Raw genomic sequence first — 24,067 nt, forward strand, 5'->3', positions numbered from 1 at the left:
CGGTCTATTCCGAGACCGTCGTTACGACGCTGTTGACCGGGCGTGTGCTCACCGTCGGCAGTTTGACGTCCTTGAGTAGCTCCTGGTCGTATTCCGGCAGCGTTGAGGCCGGGAATTTGGCGCGCATCGCCACCACCTTGTAGCCGCCGGCCTTCAGGCGCTTGAGCAGCTCGGGCAGGGCTTCCGCCGTGTGCTTCTGGAAATCGTGCATCAGGATGATGCCCTTGCCCTTGGTGTCGAGCTTCTTCATCACGGTCTCGATCACCTTCTCGGGCTTCGACGCCTTGAAGTCGAAGGAGTCGATATCGCAGGAGAAGATCGCGACGTTGCGGTTGCCGAGATAGGTGACCATCTCCGGCGGGTGCTGGAGCGCCGGGAAGCGGAAGAACGGCGAGGGCGAGATGCCGCCGAGCGCCCACTTCACCGCCGAGAATCCCTTCTCGATCTCTTCCTTGCGCTGCGCTTCCGTGAGCTTCTTGTTGTTGAGGTTGGCGTGCGACCAGGTGTGGGCGCCGACGGTGTGGCCGGCCGCATAGACCTGCTTCAGGATCTCCGGCTCATAGGTCGCGTGCTTGCCGATCGAGAAGAAGATGCCGGTGGTGCATTCGTCGGCGAGCGCCTTCAGCACCGCGGGCGTGTTCTTCGGCCAGGGGCCGTCGTCGAAGGTCAGCACGACCTCCTTGTCGCGCAGGAAGTCGAGCTCCTTGAAATGCTCGAAGCCGAAGCCCGGACCACCCGTGGTGTCGATCTCGACGGTGCGGGCGACGCCGAGCGCGCCGGGCGTGTTGCAGGCCGCGCGGGCGGGCTGGGGCGCCTGTTTCGGCGGGGGCGGGAAGGCCGGTTGCGTCGGCGCAGCGGCTGCCGCCGCGGGAGCGGGCGCCGGTGCTGCGGCGGGGGCTGCAGCCGGTGCCGCTTGGGTGGCGGCTGCGGGCTTTGCGGCCGGGGTCTGCGACCACGCTGCGCCTGCCATCGCAACCGACATCGCGCTTGCCAAAATCAGTCCTGCCGCCACACGCATGGTGTTGTCCTCGAGATTGATCCCGTTGTTCCGCCGCAGCTTTTCGCCTCTGGCAAAACCATCCTGCCCCTTGATAGTCCTAGCCTAGATGGTGGGCCCTCGTCATTGCAACGGCTGTTTGGCACCCCGCCACAATTGTGCCCAACCGGATGCGGGCTGCGGGTGTCAGCTGTCGGCCAGCGCCTTCGCAATCGCCGTCTTGACCCGTGTGTCCGTCGGATCGACCGCAGACGGATACACCTCGGCAATGTAGCCGTCGCGCCCGATCAGGTATTTGTGGAAGTTCCAGCGCAGAACGTCGCGTGGGCGCGCCTCGGCCGCCCATTTGTAGAACGGATGCGCCTTGGCGCCGACCACCACGGCCTTGGCCGCGATCGGGAAGGTAACGCCGTATTGGTGATGCGCGGTCTCCGTGATCTCGCTGGTGCCGCCGGGCTCCTGGCCGCCGAAATCGTTGGAGGGCACGCCGATCACGGTGAGCCCGCGCTCGCGAAACTCGCTCCAGAGCTCCTGCAGGCCGGCATATTGCGGAGTGTAACCGCACAGCGAAGCGGTGTTGACCACCAGCAGCGGCTTGCCCGTGAACGCGGCAAGGCGGATGTCGTCGCCGGACAATGCAGGGAAGGAGAACGCATAGGCTGAGATCCGGCTCATGCCGCCATCAGCACGGCTGCGTCCAGCAGACGCGGTCGTCGCGACAAGCGCGGCGAGCATGGTCCTGCGGTTCAGCATGGCAACGTCCCCCGACGTGATCCGGGACGCACCTTACTGCGTCGGCGCGACGCGCCTGGTCAACACCGCGTTATCGGACGCGGCAAGGCGCCGCTTTGCTCGAAAGCGCTCTAGTAGAGGCGGACGATGAAGTCGGTGCCTTCGCCGGTCTCGCCCTGGTTGATGCCCTGGTCGGAGACGATGATCGAGCCGCCCGATGTCAGCATCTCGTTGATCTTGGCCATGGTGTCGGCCGGGATCGAGATACGGTCGAGTGCCTCGGCCGGGCTGTCCGGCATGACCACGGGCTTGGCTGTAACGGGCTTGGCGGCGACGGGGATCACGGCGGCGCCGCGCTGGCGGAGTGTCACGCGGCTGTCATCCTCGCGCGCGGCGGCGCGGGCGGAGACCGGCAGCGATACCACCGACCAATGCAGCGCGTTGGTGTCGGTCTTGTCGACCTCGGCGGTGAAGACGTGGGTGCCGAGCGACCGCTCGCTCGCAGCGATCGTGACGGGAACCTCGAACAGCGGCGCAAAGTTCTGCCGTACGTAGAGCTTGGAATCCTTGCGGCTGATGAACACCGCGATCTGGCCGGCCCGTTTGGGCGTCTCCGGCTTCGCGGCAGGCGCAGGATCAGCGACGCGGGTCTCGTCTTTCTTGGCGTCGGGCGAGGCGGTGAGCGCCGGTGCGGCAGCGGGCGCATCGGGTTTCTTCGCGGGCTCGGCGGCTTCAGCCTTGGGCGCTTCTGCAGTCTTGGGCGCTTCTGCGGCCTCGACGGGCTTTGCGTCGGTGCTTGCGGGCTTGGCTGCTTCTTCCGACTGCGGCTTGACCGGGGCAGATGCCTCGGCGCTCTTTTCAGACTTGGCCTCAACCTTGTCGGCTGGTGCGGCTGCTTCCGCGCGCGCCGGTGCATTGCCGGTGGTCGCATCCGACATCACGGTATGGCCGAGCGACGAACGCAGCTCGAGCGCGCTCTCCGCGCTGGCGGTCTTCGTCTCGACGGGTTTTGCTTCGCTGACTTTGGTTGGTGCGGCGCCCTTGTCGGCCTTGTCGCCGACATTGGTCTGCGGCTCCAGGCTGGCGGCGGGCTGCGGCGGCACGCGCACCGAGGCGAGCAGGGGATGCGAGAAATTTTGCGGCGACATCTGGCCGGGCGAGACGATCACGCGCGCGCCCATCCTGGTCCAGTTCCACATCTTCACCGCGAACGCCATCGGCATGCGGATGCAACCGTGCGACGCCGGATAGCCCGGCAGCACGCCGGCATGCATGGCGATGCCGGACCAGGTGATCCGCTGCATGTATGGCATCGGCGCGCCGCTATAGATGTTGGACTGGTGGAATTTGTGCTTCTGGATCACGCTGAACACGCCCATCGGCGTCGAGTGGCCCTTCATGCCTGTCGACACCGCGGATTCCGCGAACACGCCGTTGGTGTCGTAGACCGTCACCTTCTGCCGATCGATCGACACGACGATCACGAGCGGACCTTGCGGCTTCGTGCCGGCTTCCTTCTCGGCGACGACCGCTTTCTTGCCAGCCGTACTGCGCTTCTGGGGCTTCTGTCGGGGAATGTCGGGATAGCGCTCCTGCCGGGCGGCGTAGGACCCGTCGGAGTAGTCGCTCCAGTAGTAGAACGCCGCGTCCGCCTGGCTGGTCAAGCCAATCGCACCCGCCGCCGTCAAAATGGCGACCTGCCACAGCCGGGCCGGCCTGGCAGAAAAACTGGCCCCGTTCACGCTATTCATTCCTCGAATCCACAATCCAACTCAGAAATTAGTCTCGCAGAGGGGATACGCGTTCACTAGCACGGCAGTTCTGCCGTCAGCGAATTTTGTCCATGACGTAGCAAAAAAGCCTCACGGAGCGGTAAACGGCGGCCGCGACGGCTGCCGGTCGTCTTCCTGACCGGCTGTCGCATGCCTACATTGCCGGGACTTGTTACCGGAGAACTTCATGTCATCTCGTTTCCCCGGTCTTTCCGGCATCCGCTTGAAAGACCTTGCTTTATTCCTCCTGTTGCTGGCTGTCCCAGCGAGTTCTGCAATCGCCGCCGACGAGCCGGATCTGATCTTCCGCCGCTCGACGGTATTCAAATGGATGAGCCCGAATGACAAGCTCGCGACCTACGGCCTCGACGACCCCGAGGTCGAGGGCGTGGCCTGTCATTTCACGGTGCCGGAGAAGGGCGGCTTCAAGGGCTGGCTCGGCCTTGCCGAGGAGGTCTCGGATATCTCGCTGGCCTGCCGCCAGGTCGGTCCGATCAAGTTCAAGAACAAGATGGAGCAGGGCGACGACATGTTCCGCCAGCGCCGCTCGCTGTTCTTCAAGAAGATGCAGATCGTGCGCGGCTGTGACGCCAAACGCAATGTGCTGGTCTACATGGTCTATTCGGACCGGCTGATCGAGGGCTCACCGAAGAACTCGACCTCGACGGTACCGGTCATGCCGTGGGGACCGGCTGACGCAAACGTCCAGAAGTGCGGCGAGTTCTTCACTCAGTGACGCGCGTGCGTTCACTCAGTGACGCTCTTGCGTTCACTCAGTGACGAGAGTGCGGCTGGCGCGCGGCTTTGCGAGATGCGAGCCGGTCAGCCGCACGAATGCTTGTGGTGCGGCCTCGTGGCCGCGGTCCGACTGCAGCGACATTGCCCCGATTGAAGCGACGCGGCTGGGTTGCTGGTCGGCGCGGTCCGTCCGCAGGTCCGCGTCGCGCGGCGTCGCGCGATCTTGCGCCGTCATGATGGCATCCCTCAACTGAACGCGCCCGGTGGTTCCGGACTTCTCGGTTTCGATGGCTTGGGTCGCAGTCGAATCGCCGCCGGTTCGACGGAACCCAGCCCTCGTTCGGGCTTCTCTTCAGCAGAAAAACGTAAAATGCATGTGAAGTGCGGAAGGCGCGCGTGTGACGGCGCGCAGTGTGGGCCCGCTTCCAAGCGCGAACAGAGCCTGCAAGACCACTTTCAGGCGCCGCGCGACCCCTCTGAAAAGACTGGGATTTTCCGCTGAATGTTTCGTCGCCTGGCGCGTGACGAAACAATTCTCACAAAGACGAAACCATTTTCCGCTTTTGGCGCATCACGCGCGAAACGACGCATGGTTATCAGCTTCACAACGACGACGCACCGCCGGCCACGGAATTGGGACACGAGATCATGCGCACGCTCAGCTTCATCCTTGCCTTCGCTTTCGTGCTCGCCGGCTCTTCGTTCGCGGGGGCGCCGGACGGCAATCTCCCGGGTGTCGGCACCTTCCAGTACAGCGGCTCGCCGGTCACCACCACGGCGCCGCAGCCGATCGTGGTCGCTGCGCGTTTCTGATCGACAGCCAAGAAAATCACAAGAAAATCACAAGAAAAACCAGCCGGTAAAGGCCATCATGATTGTCCGGTTCTGCGCCGCAGCGTTCGTTTCCGTTCTGACGATCAGCGCTGCCTACGCGCAGGTTCGCGCTCCTTCGAGGCTACCGGATCCCCGCAGCGAGTTCATGCGTCAGTGTGCGCCGCGGATGCTCGGGCGCTGGGAGCATCCCGAGGAGGTCTGCGGCTGCCTGCATGATCACGCCGTTGCTGCCGTCGAGGACCGCGATCTGCGCGAGGCGCTGTTGCGCGGCATCAGCGAGACCGGCGTGCCAACGATCGAGACTGATTGGGTGCCCGCGTCCAAGCAGGGTGAGATCGGCTCGACCTTCACCAAGATCGCCAAACCGACCTTGCAGTGCATGTTCGACCCGGCGAAGTCGTAACCATCACTTCGATTTCGGACCGAAGCGCGGAACGCAGGCGATGGTCCGCGCCACGCCCTTGTCGGTCATTCTCGCACCGCGCACTTCCTTGACCTGCCCGGCGGGGCAGGTTCCGTCATCCACTTGCACGCGCTGGCCGAGCTTGAGATCGGTGATGTCCTGTTCACGTCCGACAGTGACGGCATGCGCCGCCGTCGCGAGGGCGACCGAGATCAGCAGCGAGAGGCAGGTCGCGCGGCGCAGCAGCATGATGTGAGGTCCCAGCATCGATGCCGCAATGTAGGGAGCGGCAGGCGATTCTCATAGCGAACGTTTCTCATAGTGAACGTTCGTCACGCCCGCCGGGCCGATTTGCTCCTCGCGCGCAAGGCGCCGCGCGACGCCAGCGCGAGCCGTTCGGCGGAGGCCACGAGTTGCGGAACCGCGTGGCCGGAAAATCCCAGCACGAACCCGGGCAGGGGACGCGCGCGCGAATAGGTGTCGGCCAGTAGCCAGCCTTCCGCGCCTGCCGCCTGCTTCGCCTGCGCCGCGACCGTAAGCTCGACCGACGGATCGAACCGGGCGACGAGGTGCAGTCCTTGCGACGGTACCGGCACCGACAGCGCGCCGTCGGATGCTGCTTCCAGCGTCTCAGCCAGCGCATCGCGCGCCTCGCGATAAAGCTTTCGTACCCGCTTCAGGTTGGCGGCGAACGCGCCGGAATTGAGCATGTCGGCCACCGCGCCCTCCATCAGCGTGCCGGGAAAGCGGTCGAGCGCGGCGCGCGCGGCCGTGACGTCCGCGATCAGGCGCTCGGGCAGCGCGCAATAGCCGATGCGCAGGCCCGGAAACAGCGTCTTGGCGAACGTGCCCATGTAGATCACGCGCTGGAGATGATCGATGCCGGCAAGCGACATCAACGGCGCGCCGTCATAGCGGAACTCGCTGTCGTAATCGTCCTCCAGCACGAAGGCGCCGGCCTGCCTCGCCCAATCCAGCAGCTCCAGCCGTCGCGGCATCGACATCTGCACGCCCAGCGGAAACTGGTGCGATGGCGTCACATAGGCCGCGCGTGCGGACGATGCGGCGGTGCGGCCCTTGGCGACACGTATCCCGTGCTCGTCGACGGGGACGGGCACGGCGCGATAACCGCAATGCGAAATGGTGTTTCGCGCGGCGGGGTAACCCGGGTCCTCGCACCAGACCTGGTCGTTGGGCTTCAGGATCGCGCTCAGCACGATGCGCAACGCGTGCAGCGTGCCCGAGGTCAGCATGATCTGATCCGGGTCGCAGCGCAGTCCACGTGCCGACAGCAGATGATCGGCGATCGCGGCGCGCAGCTCGCGGCTACCGCGCGGATCGCCATAGTGCAGATGCACGGGCCCGAACGCGCGCATGCGCCGCCCGACGAAGGCACGGAAGCGCTGCAGCGCGCGCTCGTCGATATGGGTACAGCCGAGCGAGAACGCGCCCTGCCGCGGCGCTTCGACCACGGCCTTCGGCTTCTTCGGTTCGGCCGCAGGCGCCGGAATACGCGCGGCGACGAAAGTGCCGGAGCCAACGGTCGCGTCGGCAAAGCCGTCGGCGATCAGCCGTTCATAGGCAGTGACGACGGCGTTGCGGCGGAAGCCGGTCTGCTTGGCCAGTGTCCGCGACGGCGGCAGCGGCTCACCGGGTTTGACCAGGCCGCCGACAATCATCTCGCACAGCGCCTGGTACAGCCGGTGCGCCGATGACGCGCCCGCGGTGATGTGCGGGCCGGTCAGGTCGAGCGGCAGTTCGGCCTTGGCGGGCGAGGGGACTAAATTGGTCGGAATTTTTCGCATGGAATTGGCACTATCGCAGACCAAATCCGCGGCTACAACTCTCCTGGAATTGTTCCAAGCCCGACAGGAGCGGCCGTGAGCCAGACTGAAAGCCAGAATTCCTATCCGACGTCAGCGCGCAATCAGGTCAAGCGCCGTCACGACCGCGGCTTCTACGATCACGGGACGGTTCACCGCATCCTGGATTCCTCGATGCTCTGTCACGTCTCCTATGTCATCGACGGCCAGCCCTATTGCACGCCGACCTTCTTCTGGCGCGAAGGGACAAAACTCTATTGGCACGGCTCGAGCGCGAGCCGCATGCTGCGCAACCAGACCAGGGGCGAGCGCGTCTGCCTCACGGTCGCCCATCTCGACAGCCTCGTACTGGCGCGCTGCGGCTTCAATCATTCCGCCGACTACCGCGCGGTGATGGCGTTCGGCACCGCCTATCTCGTCACCGACCCCGAGGAGAAGGAGCGGGCGGTGATCGCCATGGTCGATCGCTTCTTCCCGGACCGCACCGCGAGCCTGCGTCAGAGCAGCGCGCAGGAGATCAAGGCGACCTCCTTCATCGCGATGGAGATCGAGGAAGCCTCGGCCAAAGTCCGCGCCAAGGGTGTCGCCGATGACGACGAGGACTACGAATTGCCGATCTATGCCGAGCGCATCCCCGTGCGCACCGTCTTGGGCGCGCCGGAGCCGTGCCCGCGCCTGCTGGATGGTGTAACCCGGCCTGCGACGCTGAATGGCTATTCGGAAGGCCGGCTGCTCGAAGATGCATTGCGGGATGCTTATTTTGTGGAGTACCCGAACGGCTGAAATCGGCTAGCTTGCGCGCACCATTGACCAATTGGATGCCTGGAGTTGCCCGATGAATGCCGAAACGCAGCAGAGGATTCTTGACGCCGTCGATGTCGGCTTCGAAGCCCAGCTTGCGACCACAAGCGATTTCGTTGCGATCCCTTCGACCCGCGGGGCCGAGGGGCCGTGCCAGGACATGATCGGCGACCTCCTGCGCGAACGCGGCTACGAGGTCGACGACTGGCACATCGATGTCGATGACCTCAAGGATCTGCGCGGTTTCGGTCCGATCGAGCACGATTTCTCCAAGGCGCGCACGGTGGTGGGCACCTACCGCCCGCAAACGAATCGCGGCAAATCGCTGATCCTCCAGGGGCACTGCGACGTGGTGCCCGCGGGGCCGCTGGAACTGTGGGACACGCCGCCATTCTCGCCCGTCATCAAGGACGGGAAGATGTTCGGCCGCGGCGCCTGCGACATGAAGTCGGGCACGATCGGCGCGCTCTACGCGCTGGACGCGATCAAGGCGGCGGGTTTCAAGCCGACGGCGCGGATCCACTTCCAGTCCGTGATCGAGGAGGAGAGCACCGGCGTCGGCGCGCTCTCGACATTGCAGCGCGGCTATCGTGCCGACGCATGCTTCATCCCGGAGCCGACCGGCGGCAAGATGGTGCGCTCGCAGGTCGGCGTGATCTGGTTTCGCCTGCGCGTGAAGGGCCATCCGACCCACGTTGCCTTCGCCGGCTCCGGCGCCAACGCAATCATGGCGGCCTATCATTTGATCCAGGCGCTGCAAAAACTCGAGGTCGAGTGGAACGAGCGCGCGAAAGCCGATCGGCACTTCAAGACGCTGAACCATCCCATCAACTTCAACCCCGGCATCATCAAGGGCGGCGACTGGGCCTCCAGCGTGCCGGCCTGGTGCGACGTCGATTGCCGTATCGCGGTCCTGCCGGGCTGGTCGATCGCCGATCACCAGAAGGAGATCATGGCCTGCGTTGCGGCTGCCGCGCGCAACCACCGCTTCCTCGCCAACAATCCGCCGGAGGTCGAATGGTCGGGCTTCCTGTCGGAGGGATATGAACTGACCGACTCCGCGGCGCCCGAGGCCGCGTTCGGCAAGGCCTTCAACACCGTCTATGGCGGCGAAATCCAAGACCTCGTCTTCACCGCGCTCACCGACACCCGCTTCTACGGTCTCAATCACGGTATCCCGAGCCTCTGCTTCGGCGCGAGCGGCGGCGAGATGCACGGCTTCAACGAATTCGTCGACCTGGAGTCGCTGAAGAAGTCGACCAAGGCGATGGCCCTGTTCATCGCGGATTGGTGCGGGGTGGAGAAGGCGTAGGTCTCTCCGCCGTCATTGCGAGGAGCCCTTGCGACGAAGCAATCCAGACCGTCGCTGCGGAAGCAGACTGGATTGCTTCGCTGCGCTCGCAGCGCGGGCGGACGGTCCTGTAGGGTGGGCAAAGGCGCCCTTGCGCCGTGCCCACCATCTCTCTTCTACCCCGAACGAAGTGGTGGGCACGCTTCCGCCTTCGCTCTTCGAGCTACGGCGGACAAGTCGCTTGGCCCACCCTACGGCATCTCGGCTGAGGCGACCGCTGCCCGAAACACGGGCGCGATCAAATACTTTAAGCTTAAAAGAAAGACTAGGACGCCGTCCTTACTGGTGGCAGACTGGCCCCAGTTCGACGGCCGAATCCTTGGGTGTCACGATGCGAGATTGGGATGATGCTTATGCCAATTCGGCCCATATCCCGGGCTCGGACAAGATGCCGGCCCAATGGGCGGAGCGGGCGGCGGCTTACCGCGCCGGCCTGAAAGACTTCCGCGCGGACGTCGCCTACGGCCCGGGCGAACGCCAGCGTCTCGACCTGATCCTGCCTGACGGCGACAGCAAGGGCCTCGTCGTCTTCGTCCACGGCGGCTACTGGATGCGCTTCGACAAGTCGACCTGGACCGATCTTGCCGAAGGCGCGCGGCATCACGGCTGGACGGTGGCGCTGCCGAGCTACACGCTGACGCCGGCCGCGCGCATCTCCGACATCACCGCAGAGATCACCGCCGCGGTCGCCAAGGCGGCTTCGCTCGTCTCCGGCCCGATCCGGCTCGCCGGCCATTCCGCGGGCGGCCATCTCGTCACGCGCATGCTGTGCAACGACAGCCGGCTCGAGCCTGCCGTCTACAACCGCATCGCCGGCACGCTCTCGATCAGCGGGCTGCATGATCTGCGACCGCTGCTGAAGACGAAGATGAACGAGACGCTGCGCATGACCATGGAGGAGGCGACGCTTGAAAGCGCGGCGCTGCACCTGCCGCGGGGACATTCGCCGGTCACGGCGTGGGTCGGCGGCGGCGAACGGCCCGAATTCATGCGTCAGTCCGATCTGATCGCCAATGTCTGGACCGGCTTCGACGTGCCGACGCGCCTCGTCGTCGATCCCGGGCTCAACCATTTTACGGTGGTCGACGGACTGAAGGATCCGTCGTCCCCGATCACCGCGCGCCTGATCGGCCTCGACTGACGCGGCGAGGATTGATCGATCGAAAGGGCCTGCCATGACGTCCAGCGATTACGATCCCACGAGCGAAGGCGCCGAGACCGATTTCGCCCGGCGCATGTCCTACGGCGACTATCTGGCGCTGGATGCGATCCTCGGCGCGCAGCATCCGCTCTCGGAAGCCCATGACGAGATGCTGTTCATCATCCAGCATCAGACCACGGAGCTGTGGATGCGGCTGGCTATCCACGAGCTCAGCGCCGCGCGCCGCGCCATCGCCAGGGACGAGGTGCAGCCCGCGATGAAGATGCTGGCGCGGATGTCGCGCATCTTCGAGCAGCTCAACGGTGCCTGGGACGTGCTGCGCACCATGACGCCCAGCGAGTATACGCGTTTCCGCTCGCAGCTTGGCCAGTCCTCGGGCTTCCAGTCGCGTCAGTACCGGCTGATCGAATTTCTGGTCGGCAACCGCAACCACGCCATGCTCAAGCCGCACGCGCATGATGTGGAAACGACCAGGCTGCTCGAAGGCGAGCTTGCCACGCCGAGCCTGTACGACGAGGTGCTGCGGCTCGCCGACCGCAACGGGCTCAAGATGCCCGCGTCCGTGCTGGCGCGCGACGTTCGCGAGACCCACAGCTTCAACGAGGGCGTGCTCCAGGCCTGGCGGATCGTCTACGAAGCGCCGGAGACGCATTGGATGCTCTACGAGCTTGCCGAGAAGCTGGTCGACTTCGAGGACTACTTCCGGCGCTGGCGCTTCAACCATGTCACGACGGTCGAGCGCGTCATCGGCTTCAAGCGCGGCACCGGCGGCACCGGCGGCGTCAGCTATCTCAAGCGCATGCTGGAGGTCGAGCTGTTCCCCGAGCTGTGGCGCGTCCGCACGATTCTGTAGAGATCCCATGACCAAGCTTCGCGTCTATGACGACACCAGGGCCTTGTTCCATTTGCCTGAGGACGTGATCTATCTCGACGGCAATTCGCTCGGCGCGTTGCCGCTGGGCGTCGCCGAGCGCGTCGGCAACGTCATCACGGCCGAGTGGGGCAACGAGCTGATCCGCGCCTGGAATAGTGCGGGCTGGTATGCCCAGCCGCGCCATGTCGGCGATCGCATCGCGCGATTGGTCGGTGCGGAAGCCGGCTCCGTGATGGTCGGAGACACGCTGTCGCTCAAGGTCTACCAGGCCCTCGCGGCCGCGCTCGACATGAACGCATCGCGCAAGGTGGTGCTATCGGACACCGGAAACTTTCCGACCGATCTCTACATGGCCGAGGGCCTGATCGCGACGCTCGGCCGCGGCCATCAGTTGCGCCTGGTGGCGCCGGAGGAGATCGAGGCCGCGTTGTCGGAGGAGATTGCGGTCCTCTACATCACCGAGGTCGACTATCGCACCGGACGGCGCCACGACATGGCGACGCTGACGGCGAAGGCGCATGCGCTCGGCATCGTCACAGTCTGGGACCTCGCGCATTCGGCCGGCGCGCTGCCGGTCGATCTCGCTGGCTGCGGCGCCGATTTCGCCGCCGGCTGCACCTACAAATACATCAACGCCGGACCCGGGGCGCCGGCCTTCCTCTACGTCGCGCCGCGCCACGCCGACGGCGTGCGCGCCGCGCTGTCGGGGTGGATGGGCCACGCCAAGCCGTTTGCGTTCGAGCTTGCCTACGCGGCGGCCGGCGGCGTCGAGCGCATGCGCGTCGGCACCCCGCCGGTGCTTGCAATGGCGGCGCTGGAGGCCTCGCTCGACATCTGGGACAGGGTCGACATTCGTGAGGTCCGTGCGCGTTCACTGGCGCTCGGCGATCTCCTGATCGCCGAGGTCGAACGCCGCTGCCCCGAGCTCAAGCTCGTCACCCCGCGCGCGCACGAGCACCGCGGCTCACAAGTCTCCTTCGCCTTCGACGGCGGCTACGCCGCCATGCAGGCCCTGATCGCCCGTGGCCTCATCGGCGATTTCCGCGCGCCCGACATTATGAGGTTCGGGATTACACCGCTCTACATTGGGGACAGCGAGATCATGCGAGCAGCCGAGATCATCGAGGAGGTGATTGCAGGCGAGGTCTGGCGTCGGCCGGAATATCAGGTCGTGAACGCGGTGACCTGAAGAAGGTCTCGTGCCCCGGACGCGGCGCAGCGCCTCTTGGCTCTGCGCAGCAACGCTGACGCGTTGCAGCGCGCCCGGGACACGAGAGCCGCGATCAAGCTATTTGAGTCTACCCCACAACGCCGTCACGATCGCATCGAGCCCATCCGTCAGCGCCGCCGGCCCCGGCTGCAAGATGATCGGCGACTTGATCTCGACGATGCGGTCGTCGCGCACGGCGGGGATCTCGTTCCAGCAATCGCGCGCGCGGATGCGGGCAGGGACGACCTTCTTGCCGCACCAGGAGGCAAGGATCACGTCGGGCGCTGCCTCGCGCACCGCCTCCGCCGAGACGATGCGATCCTTTGCCGCCTGCCGATGTCGCAATTCCTGAAACACATCCTGACCGCCGGCGATCTCGATCAACTCGGACACCCAGCCGATGCCGGAGATCAACGGATCGTCCCATTCCTCGAAATAGACCTTTGGCCGCGCCGATGGGCGAGGTGTTGCCGCTATCTCTGCGAGGCGCCGTTCAAGCCCGTGAGCGAGTACCTCGGCGGGCTGAGCTGCGCCGACCAGCGCGCCGAGTGTGCGGACCATCGCCAGGATTCCGGCGATGTCGCGCTGGTTGAAAACATGGACGTCGACGCCCGCGCGCACGAGGTCGGCGACGATGCCGGCCTGGAGGTCGGAGAAGGCCAACACCAGCTCCGGTTCCAGCGCGAGGATCTTCGGGATGTCTGCGGAGACGAAGGCCGACACCCGCGGCTTCTCCCGCCGCACCTGGGGCGGGCGGACGGCGTAACCGGAGACACCGACGATGCGGTCCTGCTCGCCGAGCAGGTACAGCGTTTCGACCGTCTCTTCGGTCAGGCAGACGATGCGGCGGGGCGGGAAGTGGCGCATGGGAAGAGCATATGCGCAAATGCCGCCGCCGATGTCAGCAGGGCCATTACCTCGGACGTCATTGCTTTGCCGCCCGAAGCAATTCACGCTGAAACAACAAAGAATTGGGAGGAGATCCGATGACGCCGCTCGAGAAACTTAAAGCGATGAAGATGCCGTTTGCCGAGCTCAAGGGCGTCGAATTCGTCGAGGCCGAGAAGGACCGCGTGGTGGCGCGGATGACGGTCAGGCCCGACCTCTGCACACTCCACCACACCATCCACGGCGGGGCGGTGATGGCGCTCGCCGATTCCGTCGGTGCCGCCGCGACCGTGATCAATCTCCCGGAGGATGCCAAGGGCACCACGACGCTCGAGAGCAAGACCAACTTCATCGGCGGGGCGAAGGAGGGAACCACTGTTATCGCCACGGCTACACCGGTCCATCGGGGACGGCGGACCCAGGTCTGGAGCACCCGGCTGGAGACCGAGGACGGCAAGCTGGTTGCCGTGGTGACCCAGACCCAGCTGGTCCTCGTATGACTACGGGGGCTTGATTTTATTAACGAATTGGTCGCTTTCGATGCCTGAAACTTGGGCAGGTTCCCGTCTTGAAAAATATGCTGCGACGCACAATATTGGGGGCCTAGGGATTCGAACGCCTCCTCGAGGGACACCAAGAGGAGTTTTGACGTGGTACTTGACGTGGTACTTGAAGACACGACCCGCACGACGCCCGTTCCGGGCTATGTGCGGACCTTGAGCCAGCAGGAAGAATTGCCGCTTCTGCGCGATCACCTCCTGAGGCTTGATTCCGCAAGCCGGCACGACCGTTTCAACGGCTTTCTCGACGACAGCTTCATCGAGCGTTACGCCGCCCGCTGCGCCGAGGACGGCACCGTGATTGTCGCCTACATCGTCGACGGCGTGGTCCGCGGTGCGGCCGAGCTGCATCCGCCGGAGGACGATTCGTTGCCGGAGGTCGCCTTCAGCGTGGAAGCCTCGGCACGGCGCCAGAATGTCGGCACCATCTTGTTCAGCCGGCTGATCGCGGAAGCGCGCTGGAAAGGCTACAAGCGCCTGCGCATCACGACCGGCGCCGAGAATCACGCCATGCGGGCGCTCGCCAGGAAGTTCGGGGCGAATCTGCAATTCCGTCATGGCGAATCGACCGGCACGATCGATCTCGCCAAGACGCCCGAGGCCGAGCTCGCTGAACTCGCGGCCTCGCCCTTCACGGCCGGCCGCGCTCTTCTCAGCTTCAACTCGACCTGCTGGAAGATCATCTCCAGCATGTACGGCAATCGCGCCGCCTAAATCTAAAAGCGGACTGGAATCAAAAAGCGGACCGGCAAAACCGGTCCGCTTTCGTATTTGAGATGGGGAATTGAGCGCTCAGGTACCGGTGCGCTTGTCGTTGCCGAAGCGGCGGACGACACGGCGTTCGACCACCACCGAGCGCTGCGCACCCTGTTCGCCTGCGATCACGCGCGTGGCGGTGATGCGGCCGTTGGTGCGGGCCTGCTTCTTCACCTCGGCCTGCACGATTTCGAGCGGCATCCCCATCAGCGCTGCCGCGATCTCCGCCTGCTGCTCGTGATCGTCGGTGATGCCGACGGCGGCGAAGATCGCCTCGTCCAGGGTCGGCGGATCGTGGCGCACGCGCCGCGTGCCATATTTGGTGTTCCAGTCTGCGCTCATAACGGCCTCGGTTTGATGCCGGGATACCTAGTGCCGGAGATGTTGCATTGCAATATGAATTTGGTGTGGCATCACAGCTATGCGCTCACAGCTTTTCGAGCCTGTCGGCCTCATAGAGGTCGAGCGTGGTCGGCCCCGTGGCCAGCGAGCGCAAGGTGCGCACGAACTCGCCGGATGCAGGTACCGCAAAGTGGGCGGCGAGCGCGGTGCGGTCGGCCCATTGCTCGAAGAACACCAGCCTGAGCGGGTTCTCGCAGTCGACATGCACTGCATGTGAGATGCAGCCGGGTTCCTGTCGCGACCGATGAACATGCTCGAGGCTCAGGCGGCGCGCCTCGTCGAACGTTTCGGTGCGGACCGTTACGCTGCCAGTCACAACGATCATGCGATGTCTCCCGACGTGATTTCCGCTAGGGCGGCGATGCCTCGCGGGGCGTCTCTTTCATCGGTGCCTGCGGCCAGCGTGTCAGCGCCGCGTGTCCGGCCTCGGTCAGCCCGTAGATTCCCCGCTCAACGCGTTCGAACCAGCCATACACATTGCTAAGCAAGATCTTGCCGGCATCGGGACAGCGTTCGCGCAGTTCGCTCACGCGCCGCGGACCTCCCGCGAGCGCCGAGGCGCAGGCCAGCGCCTGCTGGCGATAGGCCGTCATGATCGGCGCGCGGGTGCTGCCACCGAGCACGGGATCGCCCTGGCGGCGCTGATGTTCGGCGACCAAGCGCGAACGGACCTTCGGCTCGCGGCGCGGCGCTGCCGTCGGCGGCTTCACCAGCACCTCGACCTGGCCGCGGTCAGTCACCCCAAGCATACCGAAGCCGAGGCGGCGGCAGAGATTGCGATAACGCGCATCGCTCTCGCGCCCCTTGCCGCGGATCGACATTTTTGCGGCGATCCAGACCTCGTCGGCTGCCGATGCACGATCGACCGCCTGGAGGATCAGCTCGAGATTGAAGGCGAGCTTGAGCTCGCCGATCACCACCACAGGCGGATCACCGGCGCTGAGACCGACGAGGTCGCAGCCGCCGATCTCGCCCTTGACCGTGAAGCCGAGCTCTTCGAGGAAGCGTTTGACGGGTAGATAAAGCGCGGTTTCCAAGGAAAGCGTCCGGGTCTTGCGTTCCGATCCGAGAATCAGTCGCGGCCAGTCTAGCCCGGAACGCAGTTGTGGCTCTGCGCCATTTGATCGGGAACCGATGGTGCGGTTATCCTGCGACCGGGACAGTCGGGCGCTTTACGAAGATGACGATCAGGAATGGCCTCTATCACATTCGCATCGAGATGCTGGATGCCGTCCAGGGCGGCAACCAGGGCGTCATGGTCCTGCGCGACGGCACCATGCGAGGTGGCGATTCATTCTTTTTCGCTTACGGCACCTACACCTCGGCCGACGGCAAGTGGAAGGGCGAGCTGACCAACGAGGAGCATTCGCCTTCGTTCGACGAGCGCCCGGTGTGGGGCCGCAAGGTCGTGACCATCGGATTCAGCGGCACCTACGCCGACGAGACCGCCTATGGCGAAGGCATTGCGCTCGCCGGCAAGCAGAGCATCCGCTTCAAAGGCAATCTGCGGCTATTAGTGCCGGACTAGACGCGGCCGCTCACCGGGATCAGCGCGCCGGTGACGCCGCTCGCGGCCTCGCTGGCGAGGAAGAGGATCACCTCGGCGAGTTCCTGCGGTGTCACCCATTTGGAGAAATCCGCTTTCGGCATGTCGGCGCGGTTGGCCTTGGTGTCGATGATCGACGGCAGCACCGCATTCACGGTCACCTTGCCCTTCCACTCGTTGGCAAGCGCCTCGGTGAGGCGATGCACGCCGGCTTTCGACGCCGCATAGGGGCCCATGCCGGAACCTGCCTGAAGCGCGCCCATGGCGCCGATATTGACGATGCGGCCGGCCCCGGATGCGGCGAGATGCGGCAGCGCCGCGTGCGAGGTGTTGAGGGCCGTCAGCACGTTGAGCGCATGCATGCGCTGCCACGTCTTGATGTCGCCGTCGCCCACGGTCTCGAACGCGAAGCCGCCGGCGATGTTGATCAGCGCATCCAGCCTGCCGAACTGCTTTGCCGCCGCCTCGACCGCCGTCTTCGCTTGCGCTGGGTCGGACAGATCGACGCCGCCGATCTCGATGCGCTCGGGCGTTGCCGACATCTGCGAGGGTGCGTGATCGATGCCGGCCACACGCGCGCCGCGCGCCAACGCTGTCTCGGCGACAACCTTGCCAAGTGCGCCGAGCGCGCCCGTCACGATCAGAACCTTGCCTTGCATCGTCGTTCTCCCGGCACGGCCGCTTACGATTGCAGATAGCGCGCCTTCAGCGCCGTTTGCTCCGGTGTGCCGAGCTTGAGGCCGTCGCGCAAGTAGGTTTCGAGATCGCCATATTCGTTGGAGACGGCCTCGAAGGCAGCACCAAGATATGAGGCTTCGACGCTGCCGATCGCATCGAGGACGTCGGCGGGAAGATCGGAAGCGTTCGATGCGTCCCGCTTGTAGTGCTGGTTGGTCAACAGGTAGTCCTCGGCAATGACCTCGTCGGTCACGCCGAGCGCATGCAGGATCAGCGCGCTTGCAAAGCCGGTGCGGTCCTTGCCGGCGGTGCAGTGGATCACCAGCGGCGCGCGGTCTTCCAGGAGATGGCCGAACAGCGCGCGAAAACTGTGCGTGTTGTGGCGGACATAGTTGCGGTAGGACTCCCGCATGAGCTCGAGCGCGACCGGCGCGGTGAGCCTGCCCTCAGCAAGCTCGGCGCGCAGCGCGGCGACGACCGTCGGCTCGATCGGCAGCGAATGCACGGTGATCTCGTTCACGACGCAGACGCCGGCCGCGCGCTCCTCGACGCCGCGAAAATCGAAGGCGCTGCGCACGCCCAGCGCACAGACGATCTCGACGTCGGCGGGCGTGAGCTGGCCGAGATGGTTGGAGCGGAAGATGTGGCGCCAGCGCGTGGTGCGGCCATCCGAAGTCGGATAGCCGCCGAGGTCGCGAAAATTGCTGGCGCCTTGCAGGGCGAGGTGGCGGGCAGGGGAATCTGGCATGAGATCAGCTTGGGTTATGTTTCCACTGGACGCACTACGGCGTCCTTGAGTGCATTCAAGGGGGCAATCATGAGCCGGCACAAGGCCATTGTTTTGGCGATCACCATGCTGTCGGGCGGAATTATCGGTGCGGGACAGGCGGACGCGCAGACGTTCCGGACCTATCGCTGCGCCGATGGTACGCAGTTCATCGTGGGATTTTATGACGATGACAAACGCGCCTTCCTCCAGATCGACGGCGAACCTGTCACGCTGAAGAAGCGGCTGGCGCTTTCTGGCACCCGCTATTCGGGGGCAGGGATCACACTGAGGATCGGCAAGACCGGAGCGACCACGGTCCAGCATCTGAAGCGGCCGGTCACTTCCTGCACGGTGATCGAAAAGCCCGCGCTCTAACCGGAAGTCCAGCAGGAATCAAAAAGGGCCGAAACCTCGTTGTTTCGACCCTTTTTCAAACTTCCGTCGGACGCTTGCGCGCGCGCGGCGGTATCATACCAAACACAAACATTAGCGTTCCCATTTGGGCTTTGCTTCGTCGACCGCATCCTGGTGGTACCAGCTGTCGCTGCAGATCGAGACGTTCGCAGGAAGCGAAGCATGATCGGCGGGAAGACGGGTGTCGCCATAGCGGCGTCCGGCGAGAGCCGCGCGGCCCCCGACAGGGAATTGGTAGATCGTTGCAGATCCGTGATTCAGACCATTATTCATCATTGCGATTGCTCCTGGGTCGAAGCGCCTTGGCCTCCATGGTGCGCCCGACTCGTTCGATTGTGGTTACTGGATTCCCCATATCGGCCGCGCATCCCGAATTGGAAAGTGCTGAAAAGGAAATCAGTTGCTGCCCAATCTGTAGGCAGGTGACCCTCTGCACCCCCTAAGGCACCGTGTCGGTGGCTAACGCCTGGGCCATTCCAAAGGTTGCTAGGCAGAGGCGCAGGACTTTGCGAAAGTTGCTGGACGTTGATGCGCGTTTCATCGGCAACCTCCGGCAACGGTGCGTCTGCTCCAGAATCAGGCGTTTTCCGCGGGATTTTTGCAGTGCAGCTTCACGCGAAGGTGCGCGGCTATGACGCACGCCGCCGGGGACGGTTTGCCGTCGGGGGCCGATCCCGGCCGCGGTGGAAAACCTCCCGCGCTGCGGCCTTTTGGCACGCAAAATGCTTGTAGAGGGTCGGCCGATGATGGCCGGGTACAAACGTGCGGGGGCTCTCAACCCCACCTTTCGCATCATCTACAGAGAGGCTCAATGACCAAGTATAAGCTCGAGTACATTTGGCTCGACGGATATACGCCGACTCCGAACTTGCGCGGCAAAACACAGATCAAGGAATTCGCGTCGTTCCCGACGCTCGAGCAGCTTCCGCTCTGGGGCTTCGATGGCTCCTCCACGCAGCAGGCCGAAGGCCACAGCTCCGATTGCGTGCTGAAGCCGGTCGCCGTGTTCCCGGACGCCGCGCGCACCAACGGCGTGCTCGTGATGTGCGAAGTCATGATGCCCGATGGCAAGACCCCGCACGCCTCCAACAAGCGCGCCACCATCCTCGATGACGCCGGCGCATGGTTCGGCTTCGAGCAGGAATACTTCTTCTACAAGGACGGCCGTCCGCTCGGCTTCCCGGCCTCCGGCTATCCGGCGCCGCAGGGCCCGTACTACACCGGCGTCGGCTTCTCGAACGTCGGCGACGTCGCCCGCAAGATCGTCGAAGAGCATCTCGACCTCTGCCTGGCTGCCGGCATCAACCATGAAGGCATCAACGCGGAAGTCGCGAAGGGCCAGTGGGAATTCCAGATCTTCGGCAAGGGCTCCAAGAAGGCCGCTGACGAAATGTGGATGGCCCGCTACCTGATGCTGCGCCTGACCGAAAAGTACGGCATCGACATCGAGTTCCACTGCAAGCCGCTCGGCGACACCGACTGGAACGGCTCGGGCATGCACGCCAACTTCTCCACCGAGTACATGCGTACGGTCGGCGGCAAGGAGTACTTCGAGGCGCTGATGGCGGCCTTCGACAAGAACCTGATGGACCACATCGCCGTCTACGGCCCGGACAACGACAAGCGTCTGACCGGCAAGCACGAGACCGCGCCGTGGAACAAGTTCAGCTACGGCGTTGCCGATCGCGGCGCGTCGATCCGCGTTCCGCACTCCTTCGTCAACAACGGCTACAAGGGCTATCTGGAAGACCGCCGTCCGAACTCGCAGGGCGACCCATACCAGATCGCTTCGCAGATCCTGAAGACGATCGCGTCCGTGCCGGCCGACAAGAAGGCCGCGGCCTAAGATCCTCCCGGCCCGGGCCGGGGGGCTGGCCCGGGTTGGTCTTCAATCCGCCGGAGCCGAAAAGGCTCCGGCGGATTTTTGCATTCCGATGACAGCCGTTGTTGTGGGTCTGCCGGCCATGCCGGCTTGAAGTCTGTCCATCGCCGGCGAAACCGGGATAGAATGCCCCGGGATGCGCGGGGCCGGGGACACGGCTGGTGTTTGAAGGCTTCTACAAGGTGCGATTTCAGCTCGGCGACGCGGTCGGCCGGAGCGTGATGCATGTCGGCAATGGCAAGATGCTCAGCGGCAATTCGGCCTTCGCTCATATCGGCACCTATGAGAGGACCGAAGCCGGCGTCGACATCGTCATCAAGACGGTCCGCCACAACCCGGACCCGAACTACCGCGCCATGGCCGGCACCGACGATGCGACCTTGCTTGCGAAAGGCTGGGCCGACGGCGATCTCTATCGCTTCAAGGGCGAGCTGAAAGAGCTGCCCGGCGTGCCCTTCCAGTCGGTGATGACGCCGATCACCGAAGACGAGGTGCCGATCGCGGGCGGCGTCGGGGAGGCCGGCATCGCCGACGGGCTCTATTCGATCCACCTTCGCATGCTCGACGGCGTCGATGGCGGCCTGACCGGCGTGATGTTGCTCAACCAGGCCGCATCCTCGGCGGCGATGCCTCGTTCTACTATCTCGGCAGCTACACCGCGGCCAAGGGGCGCTGGAAGGGTCAGATCCTCAACCAGGAGCACACGCCGGCCAAGGACGATCCGATCTTCGGCGGCCATGAGGTCGGCATCGGTTTCTCCGGCACCTATGACGCGGAGCAGGCAGTGCTGGAGGCAACGGCGCTCGCCGGCAAGCGCAGCCTGCGCCTGACCGCCGCGCTCAAGCTGATGCACCGCGCCTGATCGCGACAGGAATAGCCCATGGAAAACATTCGCATGCTCTCGACGCTCGGCCTGATGGGCGCGATGCGCAGCCTGTCCTCCGCCTTCGAGGCCGCTCACGGCATCCATGTCGATGCCGACTTCGCGCCAACCCTGGCACTGCTGAAACGTCTGCGCGACGGCGAGCCCGCCGATCTCGTCATCCTGACCCGTGAGGGGCTCGACGAGATGATCGGCGATGGCCGCGTGGCCGCAGGTAGCGCAGCCGATCTGGCGCGCTCCTTCGTCGGCGTGGCCGTGCGGGCAGGGCAGGCGCATCCCGACATCTCCAGCGAAGCTGCATTGCGCAAGACGCTGCTCGCGGCGCGATCCGTCGCCTATTCGCGGCTGGGCGCGAGCGGTGTCTATTTCGCCCAATTGATCCAGCGATGGGGCATCGCAGCCGAGATCAACGCCAAGGCCACCATCGTCGAGCAGGGCTTTACGGCGGAGCGGCTCGTCAGCGGCGAGGCCGACCTCGCCGTGCAGCAGATCAGCGAGCTGAAGCAGGTCGAGGGCATCGAGGTCGTCGGCCCGATCCCGCACGATTTGCAGACACCGGCCGTGTTTTCCGCCGGCCGCATGGCCAACGCCAGACATGCCGAAGCGGCCGATCGGCTGCTGCGCTATCTGGCATCGCCGGAGGTCGTCCCGGTGCTGCGCCAATCGGGACTCGAGCCTTGAATTTGCCGGAGCAGAGACGCAACGTGGTGCCCATGCGGACTTGTCTCCTTGCCATTCTCCTCTCGCTTGCCGCGCCGTTATCGGCGCATGCCCAATCGGCCGATCTCGTCCTGTGCGACCGGCTGGCCGCCGATCCCAGCGATCCCGACAAGCCGGCGGATGTGAAGGGCGTGACGGAGCTTGCTGCATCCGACATTGCGACCGCCGTCAAATTCTGCAAGCAGGCCGCACCGTCGTCGCGGCGCGCGATGTTCGCGCTTGGTCGTGCCTATGCCGCCAACCGGCAGACGGCGGAGGCGATCGCCGCCTGGCGCAAGGCGGCCGACAAGGGATCGAGCGCGGCGATGGTCGAACTCGGCGTCGCCTACGGCACCGGCTCCGGTGTCGCGAAGGACGAAGCACAAGCGCGCAAGCTGTTCGAGCGCGCGGCGCAGGCCGGCAATCCTCGCGGTGTCAGCAATCTTGCTGCGCTCGGCGGCGCCGGCGGTGCTGCGCCGGCCGACCCCGCACAGGCGCGCGCGCTGCTCGGCAGGGCGGCCGAGACCAATGCGGAGGCGCAGTACCAGCTTGGCCTGATGCTGTCCAACGGCAACGGCGGCGAGCGGGACGACGTCGCGGCGCGCGCGATGTTCGAGAAGGCGGCGGCGCAAAACCATCCCGGCGCGCTGGAGCGGATGGGCGCCTTCGCGCAGGAAGGCCGCGGCGGTGCCAAGGACAAGGACGCCGCAAAGACCTACTACGAACGTGCCGCCGCGCTCGGCGACGAGGACGCCAAGAAGGCGCTGGAGCGGCTGCGCTGCCCCTATGCGATCAAGGACAAGCAGGGCAAGCTCGTCACCACGCTGTGCTTCTAGCTCACTTGTAGTAGTAGGCGACGTTGTTGCGGGCGTCGCGATAAGTCGTATCGAGAAAGTCCGGATATTGAGCGGCCGCGCGCGCGACGGCGCGCACGACGCACTCCCAGAAATCGCCATTCCAGTTGAAGTGCTCGAAGGTGGCATCTTCGAACTTCACGGCGGTGATGATGGCCTGCCGGATTGCTGCGTCATCGGCGCGTGGATGGGCGCGCTTCACATAACCGAACATCGGCCCTTCATGGGCGTGGTCGCGGTCGTAGCGGTACTTCGCGCGGAACTGCTCCGGCGTGAGCGTGCGATTGACGCGAACCTCTTCGTCGCTCGGGCGTCCGTCGAGCGTGTCGAGCCGGTAGCGCCGGCACCACAGCTCGAAGGCCGCATCGAGCAGCGGCTGCTTTGCAGCGCTGGCGATGATCGCTGCGATCTGCGCTTCGGCTGAAGGCTCTGTCTGGTTCATGCCGCTTTGTCGTGCGCTCACTCCGGCGGGTTCGAAGGGGCCTCAAGGATGAACCAGCTCCGGCACGGGCCGTTGAATCACAACATGAGGAGGGCCGCCCGGGATCGCACGAAACAAAAAAGTCAAAAACAACCCCATGCACAGTAGCCAAGTCGTCGAAATCACTAAGTTCGTATTTTACGAAAATCAATTGACCCGTCGGGCAAAACAGGGGCATGATGGCATCATGCGGCGAGTGGGCTCCGCTCCCGGCCCTGCGCTGAAAAGCCGGATGACCTCGGTGCGTCTGAGTTCGTAGTGCATGATTCGAGGCTCCAGTTTCGGAGCTTGAATCATGTCCGCGGTGATACCATCAAGCCGCATTGGCCCTGCGAGGCGCCGCTAACTTGTTCGACCCGGTCGCGAATGACCCGCAACGGACCTCGCCTCTTAGGCAACTGGTGACGGTCATATTCCTGTCCGCGTTCCTCCTGTGATATTAATGACGCAATCGGCCAAATATGGCGCGCGCTTTGTCGGATGACCGATATTCGTCGGACTCCGCGATGTTCCCCCGCTAGACCTGATACCGCAGAGCCCCGCTTAACGGGTCCATGC

29 protein-coding genes and 1 pseudogene are annotated in these 24,067 nt (G+C 64.7%); 16 read left to right on the forward strand and 14 right to left on the reverse strand.

The genetic code is table 11. From position 1 onward, the window contains the following. Nucleotides 1-4 precede the first annotated feature (4 nt). From AB7535_RS12585 to AB7535_RS12595, 3 genes are all read right to left on the reverse strand, one after another. Nucleotides 5-1,018, reverse strand: a complete 1,014-nt coding sequence (locus tag AB7535_RS12585; RefSeq protein ID WP_354122109.1) for a polysaccharide deacetylase family protein — start codon at nt 1,016-1,018, stop codon at nt 5-7. Nucleotides 1,019-1,183: 165 nt separating this feature from the next. Beyond that, nucleotides 1,184-1,750 carry a glutathione peroxidase gene (locus AB7535_RS12590; protein WP_439036378.1) on the reverse strand — a complete coding sequence of 189 codons (567 nt, stop codon included), beginning with the start codon at nt 1,748-1,750 and terminating at the stop codon, nt 1,184-1,186. A 110-nt stretch (nt 1,751-1,860) separates the two neighbouring features. Further along, on the reverse strand, nt 1,861-3,480 hold the full coding sequence (locus AB7535_RS12595) for a L,D-transpeptidase (protein ID WP_439036379.1): 1,620 nt from the start codon (nt 3,478-3,480) through the stop codon (nt 1,861-1,863). A gap of 208 nt (nt 3,481-3,688) precedes the next feature. Here AB7535_RS12595 and AB7535_RS12600 point away from each other — a divergent pair, with 208 nt between their 5' ends. Next, nucleotides 3,689-4,237 carry a CreA family protein gene (locus AB7535_RS12600; protein ID WP_439036380.1) on the forward strand — a complete coding sequence of 183 codons (549 nt, stop codon included), beginning with the start codon at nt 3,689-3,691 and terminating at the stop codon, nt 4,235-4,237. Nucleotides 4,238-4,270: 33 nt separating this feature from the next. Here AB7535_RS12600 and AB7535_RS12605 read toward each other — a convergent pair whose 3' ends face one another. Next, nucleotides 4,271-4,474: a hypothetical protein gene (locus tag AB7535_RS12605; protein ID WP_071914555.1), complete on the reverse strand. Its 204-nt coding sequence runs from the start codon at nt 4,472-4,474 to the stop codon at nt 4,271-4,273. Between the two features lie 413 nt (nt 4,475-4,887). Here AB7535_RS12605 and AB7535_RS12610 point away from each other — a divergent pair, with 413 nt between their 5' ends. Together AB7535_RS12610 and AB7535_RS12615 are read left to right on the forward strand one after the other, a co-directional pair. Next, the gene (locus tag AB7535_RS12610; protein ID WP_166096179.1) at nt 4,888-5,052 is read left to right on the forward strand and encodes a hypothetical protein; all 165 of its coding nucleotides are present in this window, start codon (nt 4,888-4,890) and stop codon (nt 5,050-5,052) included. A gap of 58 nt (nt 5,053-5,110) precedes the next feature. Continuing rightward, nucleotides 5,111-5,476 (forward strand): hypothetical protein, encoded by a 366-nt coding sequence (locus AB7535_RS12615; RefSeq protein ID WP_439036381.1) that lies wholly within the window; start codon nt 5,111-5,113, stop codon nt 5,474-5,476. 3 nt (nt 5,477-5,479) lie between these two features. Here AB7535_RS12615 and AB7535_RS12620 read toward each other — a convergent pair whose 3' ends face one another. Continuing rightward, nucleotides 5,480-5,725 (reverse strand): DUF6719 family protein, encoded by a 246-nt coding sequence (locus AB7535_RS12620; RefSeq protein ID WP_071914551.1) that lies wholly within the window; start codon nt 5,723-5,725, stop codon nt 5,480-5,482. A gap of 83 nt (nt 5,726-5,808) precedes the next feature. After that, nucleotides 5,809-7,281, reverse strand: coding sequence for a MocR-like pyridoxine biosynthesis transcription factor PdxR (gene pdxR / locus AB7535_RS12625; protein WP_439036382.1), 1,473 nt, complete (start codon nt 7,279-7,281; stop codon nt 5,809-5,811). 75 nt (nt 7,282-7,356) lie between these two features. On the opposite strand from pdxR, the gene AB7535_RS12630 reads away from it, so the two are divergent. The 5 genes from AB7535_RS12630 to kynU all read left to right on the forward strand — a co-directional run bounded on the left by AB7535_RS12630 (nt 7,357) and on the right by kynU (nt 12,676). Next, nucleotides 7,357-8,082 (forward strand): pyridoxamine 5'-phosphate oxidase family protein, encoded by a 726-nt coding sequence (locus AB7535_RS12630; protein WP_439036383.1) that lies wholly within the window; start codon nt 7,357-7,359, stop codon nt 8,080-8,082. Between the two features lie 52 nt (nt 8,083-8,134). Then, complete coding sequence (locus AB7535_RS12635) at nt 8,135-9,412, forward strand: ArgE/DapE family deacylase (RefSeq protein WP_439036384.1); 1,278 nt, start codon at nt 8,135-8,137, stop codon at nt 9,410-9,412. A gap of 370 nt (nt 9,413-9,782) precedes the next feature. Continuing rightward, nucleotides 9,783-10,592, forward strand: coding sequence for an alpha/beta hydrolase (locus AB7535_RS12640; protein ID WP_439036385.1), 810 nt, complete (start codon nt 9,783-9,785; stop codon nt 10,590-10,592). Nucleotides 10,593-10,626: 34 nt separating this feature from the next. Beyond that, nucleotides 10,627-11,466, forward strand: coding sequence for a tryptophan 2,3-dioxygenase (gene kynA / locus AB7535_RS12645; RefSeq protein ID WP_014495717.1), 840 nt, complete (start codon nt 10,627-10,629; stop codon nt 11,464-11,466). A gap of 7 nt (nt 11,467-11,473) precedes the next feature. Then, nucleotides 11,474-12,676, forward strand: a complete 1,203-nt coding sequence (gene kynU, locus AB7535_RS12650; RefSeq protein ID WP_439036386.1) for a kynureninase — start codon at nt 11,474-11,476, stop codon at nt 12,674-12,676. Nucleotides 12,677-12,775: 99 nt separating this feature from the next. Here the strand turns inward: kynU and AB7535_RS12655 are convergent, their stop codons facing one another. Next, nucleotides 12,776-13,564: a cobalamin-binding protein gene (locus AB7535_RS12655; protein ID WP_439036387.1), complete on the reverse strand. Its 789-nt coding sequence runs from the start codon at nt 13,562-13,564 to the stop codon at nt 12,776-12,778. Nucleotides 13,565-13,683: 119 nt separating this feature from the next. Between AB7535_RS12655 and AB7535_RS12660 the strand changes: the two genes are divergently transcribed. Both AB7535_RS12660 and AB7535_RS12665 read left to right on the forward strand, forming a co-directional pair. Continuing rightward, a complete protein-coding gene (locus tag AB7535_RS12660; RefSeq protein WP_028157491.1) occupies nt 13,684-14,085 on the forward strand; it encodes a PaaI family thioesterase in 402 nt (133 codons plus the stop codon). A gap of 162 nt (nt 14,086-14,247) precedes the next feature. After that, on the forward strand, nt 14,248-14,859 hold the full coding sequence (locus AB7535_RS12665) for a GNAT family N-acetyltransferase (RefSeq protein WP_028147806.1): 612 nt from the start codon (nt 14,248-14,250) through the stop codon (nt 14,857-14,859). Between the two features lie 78 nt (nt 14,860-14,937). Here AB7535_RS12665 and AB7535_RS12670 read toward each other — a convergent pair whose 3' ends face one another. The 3 genes from AB7535_RS12670 to AB7535_RS12680 all read right to left on the reverse strand — a co-directional run bounded on the left by AB7535_RS12670 (nt 14,938) and on the right by AB7535_RS12680 (nt 16,340). Next, complete coding sequence (locus AB7535_RS12670; RefSeq protein WP_135216870.1) at nt 14,938-15,243, reverse strand: hypothetical protein; 306 nt, start codon at nt 15,241-15,243, stop codon at nt 14,938-14,940. An 85-nt stretch (nt 15,244-15,328) separates the two neighbouring features. Beyond that, nucleotides 15,329-15,628, reverse strand: a complete 300-nt coding sequence (locus tag AB7535_RS12675; RefSeq protein ID WP_135216871.1) for a putative quinol monooxygenase — start codon at nt 15,626-15,628, stop codon at nt 15,329-15,331. 25 nt (nt 15,629-15,653) lie between these two features. Next, nucleotides 15,654-16,340: a DUF2161 domain-containing phosphodiesterase gene (locus AB7535_RS12680; RefSeq protein ID WP_135216872.1), complete on the reverse strand. Its 687-nt coding sequence runs from the start codon at nt 16,338-16,340 to the stop codon at nt 15,654-15,656. A gap of 143 nt (nt 16,341-16,483) precedes the next feature. Between AB7535_RS12680 and AB7535_RS12685 the strand changes: the two genes are divergently transcribed. Beyond that, complete coding sequence (locus AB7535_RS12685) at nt 16,484-16,831, forward strand: GrlR family regulatory protein (protein WP_354131230.1); 348 nt, start codon at nt 16,484-16,486, stop codon at nt 16,829-16,831. Here the strand turns inward: AB7535_RS12685 and AB7535_RS12690 are convergent. After that, entirely contained in the window at nt 16,828-17,508 is a 681-nt protein-coding gene (locus AB7535_RS12690; RefSeq protein ID WP_166096238.1) for an SDR family oxidoreductase, read from the reverse strand. The genes AB7535_RS12685 and AB7535_RS12690 overlap by 4 nt on opposite strands. A 23-nt stretch (nt 17,509-17,531) precedes the next feature. Beyond that, nucleotides 17,532-18,275, reverse strand: coding sequence for a tyrosine-protein phosphatase (locus tag AB7535_RS12695; RefSeq protein ID WP_439036388.1), 744 nt, complete (start codon nt 18,273-18,275; stop codon nt 17,532-17,534). Nucleotides 18,276-18,344: 69 nt separating this feature from the next. Here AB7535_RS12695 and AB7535_RS12700 point away from each other — a divergent pair, with 69 nt between their 5' ends. Further along, the gene (locus AB7535_RS12700) at nt 18,345-18,671 is read left to right on the forward strand and encodes an MliC family protein (RefSeq protein WP_166105761.1); all 327 of its coding nucleotides are present in this window, start codon (nt 18,345-18,347) and stop codon (nt 18,669-18,671) included. A gap of 111 nt (nt 18,672-18,782) precedes the next feature. Here AB7535_RS12700 and AB7535_RS12705 read toward each other — a convergent pair whose 3' ends face one another. Beyond that, a complete protein-coding gene (locus tag AB7535_RS12705) occupies nt 18,783-18,986 on the reverse strand; it encodes a DUF2735 domain-containing protein (protein WP_028147811.1) in 204 nt (67 codons plus the stop codon). A gap of 535 nt (nt 18,987-19,521) precedes the next feature. Here AB7535_RS12705 and AB7535_RS12710 point away from each other — a divergent pair. From AB7535_RS12710 to AB7535_RS12725, 4 genes and pseudogenes are all read left to right on the forward strand, one after another. Next, nucleotides 19,522-20,556 (forward strand): glutamine synthetase beta-grasp domain-containing protein, encoded by a 1,035-nt coding sequence (locus tag AB7535_RS12710; protein ID WP_038943077.1) that lies wholly within the window; start codon nt 19,522-19,524, stop codon nt 20,554-20,556. A gap of 197 nt (nt 20,557-20,753) precedes the next feature. Further along, nucleotides 20,754-21,454: pseudogene (locus tag AB7535_RS12715) on the forward strand (GrlR family regulatory protein). Between the two features lie 18 nt (nt 21,455-21,472). Next, on the forward strand, nt 21,473-22,156 hold the full coding sequence (locus AB7535_RS12720; protein ID WP_439036389.1) for a substrate-binding domain-containing protein: 684 nt from the start codon (nt 21,473-21,475) through the stop codon (nt 22,154-22,156). Between the two features lie 32 nt (nt 22,157-22,188). Further along, the gene (locus AB7535_RS12725) at nt 22,189-23,010 is read left to right on the forward strand and encodes a tetratricopeptide repeat protein (protein WP_354179704.1); all 822 of its coding nucleotides are present in this window, start codon (nt 22,189-22,191) and stop codon (nt 23,008-23,010) included. 1 nt (nt 23,011) lies between these two features. On the opposite strand, the gene AB7535_RS12730 is transcribed toward AB7535_RS12725, so the two are convergent. Beyond that, a complete protein-coding gene (locus AB7535_RS12730) occupies nt 23,012-23,470 on the reverse strand; it encodes a hypothetical protein (protein ID WP_439036390.1) in 459 nt (152 codons plus the stop codon). Nucleotides 23,471-24,067: the final 597 nt, after the last annotated feature.

The organism is Bradyrhizobium sp. 956_D2_N1_4 (assembly GCF_052076025.1).
In the GTDB taxonomy this organism is placed as follows: domain Bacteria; phylum Pseudomonadota; class Alphaproteobacteria; order Rhizobiales; family Xanthobacteraceae; genus Bradyrhizobium; species Bradyrhizobium barranii.

Excerpts from the sequence above, each read along its gene's own strand:
- AB7535_RS12585 (WP_354122109.1), bottom strand. The coding sequence starts at position 1,018 with ATGCGTGTGGCGGCAGGACTGATTTTGGCAAGCGCGATGTCGGTTGCG.
- AB7535_RS12590 (WP_439036378.1), bottom strand. The coding sequence starts at position 1,750 with ATGCTGAACCGCAGGACCATGCTCGCCGCGCTTGTCGCGACGACCGCG.
- AB7535_RS12595 (WP_439036379.1), bottom strand. The coding sequence starts at position 3,480 with ATGAATAGCGTGAACGGGGCCAGTTTTTCTGCCAGGCCGGCCCGGCTG.
- AB7535_RS12600 (WP_439036380.1), top strand. The coding sequence starts at position 3,689 with ATGTCATCTCGTTTCCCCGGTCTTTCCGGCATCCGCTTGAAAGACCTT.
- AB7535_RS12605 (WP_071914555.1), bottom strand. The coding sequence starts at position 4,474 with ATGACGGCGCAAGATCGCGCGACGCCGCGCGACGCGGACCTGCGGACG.
- AB7535_RS12610 (WP_166096179.1), top strand. The coding sequence starts at position 4,888 with ATGCGCACGCTCAGCTTCATCCTTGCCTTCGCTTTCGTGCTCGCCGGC.
- AB7535_RS12615 (WP_439036381.1), top strand. The coding sequence starts at position 5,111 with ATGATTGTCCGGTTCTGCGCCGCAGCGTTCGTTTCCGTTCTGACGATC.
- AB7535_RS12620 (WP_071914551.1), bottom strand. The coding sequence starts at position 5,725 with ATGCTGCTGCGCCGCGCGACCTGCCTCTCGCTGCTGATCTCGGTCGCC.
- pdxR (WP_439036382.1), bottom strand. The coding sequence starts at position 7,281 with ATGCGAAAAATTCCGACCAATTTAGTCCCCTCGCCCGCCAAGGCCGAA.
- AB7535_RS12635 (WP_439036384.1), top strand. The coding sequence starts at position 8,135 with ATGAATGCCGAAACGCAGCAGAGGATTCTTGACGCCGTCGATGTCGGC.
- AB7535_RS12640 (WP_439036385.1), top strand. The coding sequence starts at position 9,783 with ATGCGAGATTGGGATGATGCTTATGCCAATTCGGCCCATATCCCGGGC.
- kynA (WP_014495717.1), top strand. The coding sequence starts at position 10,627 with ATGACGTCCAGCGATTACGATCCCACGAGCGAAGGCGCCGAGACCGAT.
- kynU (WP_439036386.1), top strand. The coding sequence starts at position 11,474 with ATGACCAAGCTTCGCGTCTATGACGACACCAGGGCCTTGTTCCATTTG.
- AB7535_RS12655 (WP_439036387.1), bottom strand. The coding sequence starts at position 13,564 with ATGCGCCACTTCCCGCCCCGCCGCATCGTCTGCCTGACCGAAGAGACG.
- AB7535_RS12660 (WP_028157491.1), top strand. The coding sequence starts at position 13,684 with ATGACGCCGCTCGAGAAACTTAAAGCGATGAAGATGCCGTTTGCCGAG.
- AB7535_RS12670 (WP_135216870.1), bottom strand. The coding sequence starts at position 15,243 with ATGAGCGCAGACTGGAACACCAAATATGGCACGCGGCGCGTGCGCCAC.
- AB7535_RS12675 (WP_135216871.1), bottom strand. The coding sequence starts at position 15,628 with ATGATCGTTGTGACTGGCAGCGTAACGGTCCGCACCGAAACGTTCGAC.
- AB7535_RS12685 (WP_354131230.1), top strand. The coding sequence starts at position 16,484 with ATGACGATCAGGAATGGCCTCTATCACATTCGCATCGAGATGCTGGAT.
- AB7535_RS12690 (WP_166096238.1), bottom strand. The coding sequence starts at position 17,508 with ATGCAAGGCAAGGTTCTGATCGTGACGGGCGCGCTCGGCGCACTTGGC.
- AB7535_RS12695 (WP_439036388.1), bottom strand. The coding sequence starts at position 18,275 with ATGCCAGATTCCCCTGCCCGCCACCTCGCCCTGCAAGGCGCCAGCAAT.
- AB7535_RS12700 (WP_166105761.1), top strand. The coding sequence starts at position 18,345 with ATGAGCCGGCACAAGGCCATTGTTTTGGCGATCACCATGCTGTCGGGC.
- AB7535_RS12705 (WP_028147811.1), bottom strand. The coding sequence starts at position 18,986 with ATGATGAATAATGGTCTGAATCACGGATCTGCAACGATCTACCAATTC.
- AB7535_RS12710 (WP_038943077.1), top strand. The coding sequence starts at position 19,522 with ATGACCAAGTATAAGCTCGAGTACATTTGGCTCGACGGATATACGCCG.
- AB7535_RS12720 (WP_439036389.1), top strand. The coding sequence starts at position 21,473 with ATGGAAAACATTCGCATGCTCTCGACGCTCGGCCTGATGGGCGCGATG.
- AB7535_RS12725 (WP_354179704.1), top strand. The coding sequence starts at position 22,189 with ATGCGGACTTGTCTCCTTGCCATTCTCCTCTCGCTTGCCGCGCCGTTA.
- AB7535_RS12730 (WP_439036390.1), bottom strand. The coding sequence starts at position 23,470 with ATGAACCAGACAGAGCCTTCAGCCGAAGCGCAGATCGCAGCGATCATC.